A 7,698-nucleotide genomic window follows, 5' to 3' on the forward strand; every position below is an offset into this window, starting at 1 on the left:
CTCGAGATGCTCGCCGAGGCCGGCCCCGGCATCGATGCCGCGATCATCGCCGCGTTCGGCGACCCCGGCCTGTTCGGCGCGCGCGAGCTGTTCTCATATCCCGTCGTGGGATTGGCCGAAGCCGCGATGCTCACTGCCTGCATGCTCGGCCGGCGGTTCGCGATCGTGACCTTCGCCGGCGCGCTGGCGCCCTGGTACGAGGAATGCGTCGCGATGCATGGGCTGAGCACGCGCTGCGCCGGCATCCGCACGCTCGACGGCAGCTTCCAGTCGATCTCCGACGTACAGGCCGAGAAGGAGGAGCTGCTGGTCGCGCTCGCCAACCAGGCGGTCGCGCAGGACGGCGCCGACGTCGTCATTCTGTCAGGCGCGCCACTCGCCGGGCTCGCGGCAAAGGTCCGCGACCGCATTCCGGTGCCGGTGGTCGATCCGGTCGCGGCCGCCGTGCGCCAGGCGGAGACGCTTGCCGTACTGAAGCCGCGCAAGGCGGTGGCCGGTACCTTCCGCCGTCCCGATCCGAAGCCGACGATCGGGCTCGCCGAGCCGCTTGCCGCAATCATCGAACATCGTTCATCGAAAGGGGGGACCGCCTGATGTCCTTCGACACCATCATCCGCGGCGGCACCGTGGTCACCGCTGCCGACACCTTTGCCTGCGACGTCGGAATCCGTGACGGCAAGATCACCGCGCTCGGTCACGATCTCGGCGATGCGGCTACCATCATCGACGCGACCGACCGGCTGGTGCTGCCCGGCGGCATCGACAGCCACGTCCATTTTGCCCAGCCGTCGGGCGACGGCATCGTGATGGCCGATGGCTTCGCCTCTGGCACCCGCTCGGCGGCGTTCGGCGGCAACACCACCGTGCTGCCGTTCTGTCTGCAGGAGAAGGGCCAGACGCTGCGCGAGGCGCTGAAGCACTATCATTCGCTGGCCGAAGGCGAATGCCATGTCGACGTCGCCTTCCATCTGATCGTCACCGATCCGACCGAGCATGTATTGGGTCAGGAGCTGCCGGCGCTGGTCGAGGACGGTTACACCTCGCTGAAGGTCTTCATGACCTATGAGGGGCTGGCGCTGTCGGATCGCGAGCTGCTCGAGACCATGTCGGTGGCGCGCGAGACCGGCGCCATGCTGATGGTGCATGCGGAGAACTTCGATGCGATCCGCTTCCTCACCGACCGGCTGGAGCGCGCCGGCAACACCGCGCCGCGCTTCCATGCCACCTCGCGACCGATCCCGGTCGAGCGCGAGGCCACCCATCGCGCCATCTCGCTCTCGGAGCTTGTCGACGTGCCGATCATGATCGTGCATGTCTCGAACCGCGAGGCGATGGACGAAATCCGCCGCGCCCAGCAGCGGGGCTTGCGGGTGATGGGCGAAACCTGCCCGCAATATCTTGTCCTGACCGAGAAGGACCTCGATCAGCTCAACATGGAAGGCGCGAAATACGTCTGCTCGCCGCCGCCGCGCGACGTCGCCAGCCAGCAGGCGTGCTGGGAAGGCTTGCAGCAGAAAGTGTTCTCGGTGTTCTCGTCGGACCATTGCCCGTTCCGCTACGACGACCCGAACGGAAAGCTTGCGCCCAAGGGCCGCACCAGCTTCCGCTGGGTGCCGAACGGCATCCCTGGCGTCGCGACGCGGCTGCCGATCCTGTTCTCCGAAGGCGTGGTGAAGGGGCGTATCGACCTCAACAGCTTCGTCGCGTTCAGCGCCACCAACCACGCCAAGATCTACGGTCTCTATCCACGCAAGGGCACGATCGCGGTCGGCTCCGACGCCGATATCGCGCTGTGGGATCCGAAGCGCAAGGTCACGATCCGCCACGAGCTGATCCATGACGGCTCGGACTACACGCCCTATGAAGGGCTCGAGGTCACGGGCTGGCCGGTGCTGACCATGGTGCGCGGCAAGGTGGTCGTCGATGACGGCGCCCTTGTCGGCAGCAAGGAGCACGGCACATATCTGCCGCGTGCCAAGCCTCCGTCGGGGGCGACGATCCCGTAATACGCCAAGGAAGTAACCGCAAAGCAAGAAGGCTGGAGGACACCATGCCCTACGCGACAACAGATGATGGTGTGCGGCTCTATTTCGAGGAGACCGGATCGGGCCATCCGGTGATCCTGGTCCATGAGTTCGCCGGCGATTTGCGCAGCTACGAGGCGCAGATGCGGCACTTCGGCAAGCGCTTCCGGACCATTGCCTACAATGCGCGCGGCTTTCCGCCGTCCGATGTGCCGGAGCAGGTCTCGTCCTATTCGCAGGCGCGTGCCGCCGACGACATCCTGGCGGTGCTCGATCACATCGGTGCGCCGAAGGCGCATATCGTCGGCCTGTCGATGGGCGGCTTTGCGACGTTGCATTTCGGATTGCGCCACCCGACGCGGGCGCTGTCGCTGTGCATCGGCGGCTGCGGCTACGGCGCCGAGCTCGACAAGCGCGAGACGTTTCGCGCCGAGGCCGACGTGATCGCGGGCATGATCCTTAAAGAAGGCATGCCGGCCTTCGCCGAGCGCTACGCCTACGGGCCGACGCGCGTGCAGTACGAGAACAAGGATCCGCGCGGTCACGCGGAGTTCAAGCGCATGCTGGCCGAGCATTCGGCGGTCGGATCGGCCAATACCCAGCAGGGCGTACAGAAGGAGCGGCCCTCGCTCTACACGCTGGTCGACGAGATGAAGCGCATCAATGTGCCGACGCTGATCATCACCGGCGACGAGGATTGGCCGTGTCTGTTGCCGGGCATCCTGATGAAGCAGAGCATTCCGTCGGCCGCGCTCGCCGTGATGCCGAACTGCGGCCACGCCATCAACATCGAGGAGCCCGACGAATACAACCGCATCGTCGGCGATTTCCTCTCGCAAGTCGAAAGCGGCCGCTGGCCACAGCGCGATCCGCGCGCGGTCAGCGCCTCGATCACGGGAATCAAGGATTAGCTCCAACGACCGCCGCGCCGCGGCCGCGTCGAATGACGGGCCAGTTGCTCGCAACGCTGACGGCCATCGTCTTCACGCACGCGGTCCCGTTGATTTTCGCGTCATCAGCCGAAATAGACTCCGCGCTTTGCAGCATGAAGCGATCGAACAGCCGCGTGTGCACGCGAATTGATCGGCTCGATCTGTGTTGCAACCGATGTACAAACGCGCGCGTCAATCGTCGTCGCGTTGATTGGTGATTGCACAAGACTGACACAGACCTGTCACCGGTGATGGCTAACTTGTCGCAGGTCGACGTCACAAATCTGTAAAATCAAGGGGCACTACGGTGAAAGCCAAATTTTTTTCGACGGTCGGAGTCTGTCTGATCGCCGCGACTGCGGTTATGTGCGGTGCCGCGGCTCAGGACGACAATCGCGGCGATGATCATCATCCGCACTACATTCACACGCAAACTCCGATCAAGCATCTCGTCGTCATCTTCAACGAGAACCGCTCGTTCGATCATTATTTCGCAACGTATCCGAACGCCGCCAACCCGACCGGCTCGATTCCGTTCACTGCGAAGCCGCATACGCCGAAGGTCAACAACCTCGCCAATGCGAATCTGCTGACCAACAACCCGAACCTCAATCCGGCCAACGGCACGGGTGCGACCAATCCGTTCCGCCTCGACCGCACCCAGGCCAATACGCGCTCGCAGAACCACGCATACACGCCCGAGCAGCAGGCGGTCGATAACGGCAAGGAAGATCTGTTCCCCAAATTCACGGGGCGCGGCACTGCCGGCGGTGTCGGCGCATTCGGCACCAACGGGCAGGTGATGGGTTATTTCGACGGCAACACCGTCACCGCGTTCTGGAATTACGCACAGAACTTCGCCATGAGCGACAATAGCTGGACCGATACGTTCGGTCCGTCGACGCCCGGCGCGCTCGAGGTGATCTCCGGCCAGACCAACGGTGCGCAGAACATCGTCGGCACCACGTCGTCGATCGCCGACGGGCAGGGCGGCCTGACGCTGATCGGCGATACCGACCCGGCTTACGACTCCTGCTCGAGCACGACCAGCCAGGTCCTGATGACCAGCAAGAACATCGGCGACCTGCTCAATGCCGAACACATCAGCTGGGGCAGCTTCATGGGCGGCTTCGATCTGACGCTCAAGAACACCAACGGCACCACCAACTGTGCCCGCAGCACCTTCTCGAGCAACGTCAACGGCACCATCGTGGACTACATCCCGCACCACGCCTGGTTCCAGTACTACAAGTCGACCGCCAACCCGACCCATGCGCGGCCGAGCTCGATCAATGCGATCGGCCACACCTATGTGCCCGGCAGCAAGACGCTCGATCCTGCCAACCACGGCTACGATCTCGAGGACTTCTATGCGGCGGTGAAGGCCGGCAATTTCCCGGCCGTCTCATACATCAAGATGCCGGCCTATCAGGACGGTCATCCCGGCAACTCCGATCCGCTCGACGAGCAGGCGGGCAATGTCGAGCTGATCAACTTCCTGCAGAAGCAGAAGGAGTGGGGCGAGACCGCGGTCATCGTCACCTATGACGACTCCGACGGCTGGTACGACCACCAGTACCTTGCACCGACCAGCGCGTCGTATGATCCGACCGCCGATCAGGTCAACGGTCCCGGCCAGTGCGGCCTCGGTATCGGCAAGCAGACGCAGCCGAAGGGCCTCAACGGCCAGCCGGTGAACGGCCGCTGCGGCCCTGGCACGCGCATCCCGTTCCTGGTGATCTCGCCGTTCGCCAAGAAGAACTTCGTCAGCCACACCCGCATCTCGCAGGCGTCGGTCGTGCGCTTCATCGAAGACAACTGGCTGCACGGCCAGCGTCTCGGCGGCGGTTCGTTCGACGACAGCGTCGAATCGATCGCAGATCTGTTCGACTTCGACCACGGTCACGATCACGACGGTGACGATCGGCAGGACAAGCTGTTCCTCGATCCGACGGCCGGCACGGTCATCGTCAGCCCGTCTGACGATCATCACCATCACTGACGCTCTGGGATAACTGGACGACATATGAACGGCCGCATGTTGTGGCTTCTCGGCGCCGGCCTGCTCTGCATGGCCGGCGCCGTAGCGGCAGTCGAGACGCAAGGGCTTCCGGGGACCAATCCGAACCCGGTGCAGCTCCGGCGTCCGCCGGTCGCTCCGCTGTCCGGCATGGCCCAGCTCGGCCAGAAGATCTTCTTCGACGCGTCGCTGTCCTCGTCGGGCGCCTTGTCGTGCGCCTCCTGTCATAGTCCCGACCACGCCTACGGTCCGCCCAATGATACGGCGGCGATGTTCGGCGGACCCGCGCAATCGCGACAAGGGACGCGCGCCGTGCCTAGCCTGACCTATCACGAGCGCCAGCCGAATTTCAGCATCGGGCCCGAAAAGGACGAGGACGACACCGTCGTCGACTTCGCGCAACTGGCCGCGGCAGGCCAGCAGGCCGCGCGCGCCAGGAAGGTCGCGACCGGCACGGCTGCATCTGCGGTCAACATCGTGCCGCAGGGCGGACTGTTCTGGGACGGTCGCGCCGATACGCTCCAGGACCAGGCGATCTTCCCGCTGCTCGACCCCAATGAGATGGACGGCGGCAGCATCCAGGTGGTGGCGCGGAAGCTGCGTCAGGCGAGCTATGCACCGCGCTTTGCCGAACTGTTCGGCGCCGGCGTTTTCGACAATACGCGGCTGCTGATCTCGGAAGCGATGTTCGCGGTCGCGCGCTATCAGGTGGAGGAGCCGAGCTTCCATCCCTACAACAGCAAGTTCGACTACTGGCTGGAAGGCAAGGCGCGGCTGAGCGAGAGCGAGTTGCGCGGCCTGCAATTGTTCAACGATCCGGACAAGGCCAATTGCGGCGGCTGCCATACGTCGGCGCCGACCCGTGACGGCCTGCCGCCGCTGTTCACCGACCATCAGTATGAGGCGCTCGCCGCGCCACGCAACGCCGCACTCGGCAACAATCGCGATCCCAATTATTTCGATCTCGGGGTTTGCGGTCCGTATCGCACCGACGTTGCGGAGCAGACGCAATATTGCGGGATGTTTCTGACGCCGAGCTTGCGCAATACGGCGACGCGCCGCGTATTCTTCCACAATGGCGTCTTCACGAGCCTCGAGCAGGTGCTCGATTTCTATAACTTCCGCGATACCAATCCGGACAAGGTGTACCCGCGCGCGGCCGACGGAACGGTGCGGAAATACGACGATCTGCCGGAGAAATATCACGGCAATGTCGACGTCAGCGATCCGCCCTTCGAGCGGCATCCGGGCGATGCGCCCGCGATGACGGCGAAGGATGAAGCCGACATCATCGCCTTCCTGAAAACGTTGACCGACGGCTACCAGCCCGAGCGGTGAGCCGTCGCCATCGCCCGTTGCGGAACCGATACGTGAGTTGGCAGGTCTTCCCCATGCGCGCATAATGGCCGCATGAATGTCGTCGAAGGCAACGGTGCCAGAATCCCAGCGATCGGCCTCGGCACATGGGAACTGCGCGGGCGGACCTGCGCTCGTATCGTCGAGCAGGCGCTGCGGCTCGGTTACCGGCACGTCGACACCGCGCAGATTTACGACAATGAGCGCGAGGTGGGCGAGGGGCTGCGCGCGTCCGGCGTCAAGCGCGACGATGTGTTCGTCACCACCAAGGTCTGGACCACGCACTTCATGGCGAAGGATCTCGAACGGTCCGCCAAGGAGAGCCTGGCGCGGCTGCGCATGACCGAGGTTGATCTGTTGCTGCTGCACTGGCCCAATCCGCAGGTGCCGCTCGCCGAGACGCTCGGTGCGCTGGCGCGGGTCAGGCAGGCGGGACTGGCGCGGCACATCGGCGTCTCGAACTTCAGCGTCGCGCTGATCGAGGAGGCGGTGGCGACGTGTCCCGAGCCGCTCGCCTGTGACCAGGTCGAGTACCATCCTTATCTGGACCAGGCCGATGTGATCGAGGCCTGCGCACGCCAAGGCATGGCGTTCGTCGCCTACAGCCCGATCGCGAAGGGGCGGGTGAAGGGCGACCGTGCCCTGGCGCGGATCGGCGATCGCTATCGCAAGACGGCTGCGCAGGTCTGTCTCCGCTGGCTGGTGCAACAGAATGTGGCCGCGATCCCGCGCACCTCGAAGCTGGAGCGTCTCCAGGAAAACATCGACATCTTCGATTTCGAGCTGTCGGATCAGGACATGCGCGAGATTTCCGCGATGGCTGGTGCCGGCGCAAGTTGATCGGCCGATGCGCCACTTGTCTGGGCATCATTGCGCGGAAAATCGCTGGGCGGCGGCCCGGATCATGCTATTGCGCGCTGGCCGCTTGCGGATTTGAACCGAAGGGGGATTGAGGCAGGCGGGTTCCGACCGGTAATGTTGCCGGCGGGGAGACATCACTGATGTGATCGAGCGGGATGAAGTTTCGGCCAAACGCGGACATGTTGGCATCGGTGTTCGTGCACCTGATGCTGCTCGCGCTGATTTTCCTGTATTCGGAGGTCCATCAGTTCGATCCCGTCGCCGCTGACACGGTGCCGGTCGAGATCGTGACGCCGCAGGAGGTCGCCAAGAGCGAGGTCCAGCCCGAACCAGATCCGGTGCCGAGCCCGTCGCCAACGCCTGAATTGCGGTTGCCGTCGCTCGACAAGCCGGTCGACTCCGCCAAGCCCGAAGCCCAGGCGCAAGCGCCGCAGAAGCAGCAGACCGCTCCGCAGCCGGCGCCGCCGGCGCCCAAGCCCAGCTCGTCACCGCAACATGCCGCGGC

The 7,698-nt window shown here is 64.4% G+C and carries 6 protein-coding genes and 1 pseudogene; all 7 read left to right on the forward strand.

The features are described 5' to 3' along the window. A partial coding sequence (locus H8A92_RS38685; RefSeq protein ID WP_229200531.1) for an aspartate/glutamate racemase family protein occupies positions 1-594 on the forward strand: 594 nt, incomplete at its 5' end. Beyond that, complete coding sequence (gene hydA, locus H8A92_RS38690) at positions 594-2,006, forward strand: dihydropyrimidinase (RefSeq protein WP_175068465.1); 1,413 nt, start codon at positions 594-596, stop codon at positions 2,004-2,006. The genes H8A92_RS38685 and hydA, both read left to right, overlap by 1 nt. Before the next feature lie 44 nt (positions 2,007-2,050). Beyond that, a complete protein-coding gene (locus tag H8A92_RS38695) occupies positions 2,051-2,935 on the forward strand; it encodes an alpha/beta fold hydrolase (protein ID WP_229200532.1) in 885 nt (294 codons plus the stop codon). A gap of 385 nt (positions 2,936-3,320) precedes the next feature. Beyond that, positions 3,321-4,958 (forward strand): phospholipase C, encoded by a 1,638-nt coding sequence (locus H8A92_RS38700; RefSeq protein WP_229200535.1) that lies wholly within the window; start codon positions 3,321-3,323, stop codon positions 4,956-4,958. 24 nt (positions 4,959-4,982) lie between these two features. Then, the gene (locus H8A92_RS38705) at positions 4,983-6,314 is read left to right on the forward strand and encodes a cytochrome-c peroxidase (protein ID WP_229200533.1); all 1,332 of its coding nucleotides are present in this window, start codon (positions 4,983-4,985) and stop codon (positions 6,312-6,314) included. Between the two features lie 72 nt (positions 6,315-6,386). Then, positions 6,387-7,172 (forward strand): aldo/keto reductase, encoded by a 786-nt coding sequence (locus H8A92_RS38710; protein ID WP_229200534.1) that lies wholly within the window; start codon positions 6,387-6,389, stop codon positions 7,170-7,172. 176 nt (positions 7,173-7,348) lie between these two features. After that, positions 7,349-7,698: pseudogene (locus tag H8A92_RS38715) on the forward strand (hypothetical protein); the annotation flags it as partial.

It is taken from the genome of Bradyrhizobium acaciae (assembly GCF_020889785.1).
GTDB classification, from domain to species: domain Bacteria; phylum Pseudomonadota; class Alphaproteobacteria; order Rhizobiales; family Xanthobacteraceae; genus Bradyrhizobium; species Bradyrhizobium acaciae.

Coding starts and splice junctions, on each gene's coding strand:
- H8A92_RS38695 (WP_229200532.1), top strand. CDS start 2,051: ATGCCCTACGCGACAACAGATGATGGTGTGCGGCTCTATTTCGAGGAG.
- H8A92_RS38700 (WP_229200535.1), top strand. CDS start 3,321: ATGTGCGGTGCCGCGGCTCAGGACGACAATCGCGGCGATGATCATCAT.
- H8A92_RS38710 (WP_229200534.1), top strand. CDS start 6,387: ATGAATGTCGTCGAAGGCAACGGTGCCAGAATCCCAGCGATCGGCCTC.
- H8A92_RS38705 (WP_229200533.1), top strand. CDS start 4,983: ATGAACGGCCGCATGTTGTGGCTTCTCGGCGCCGGCCTGCTCTGCATG.
- hydA (WP_175068465.1), top strand. CDS start 594: ATGTCCTTCGACACCATCATCCGCGGCGGCACCGTGGTCACCGCTGCC.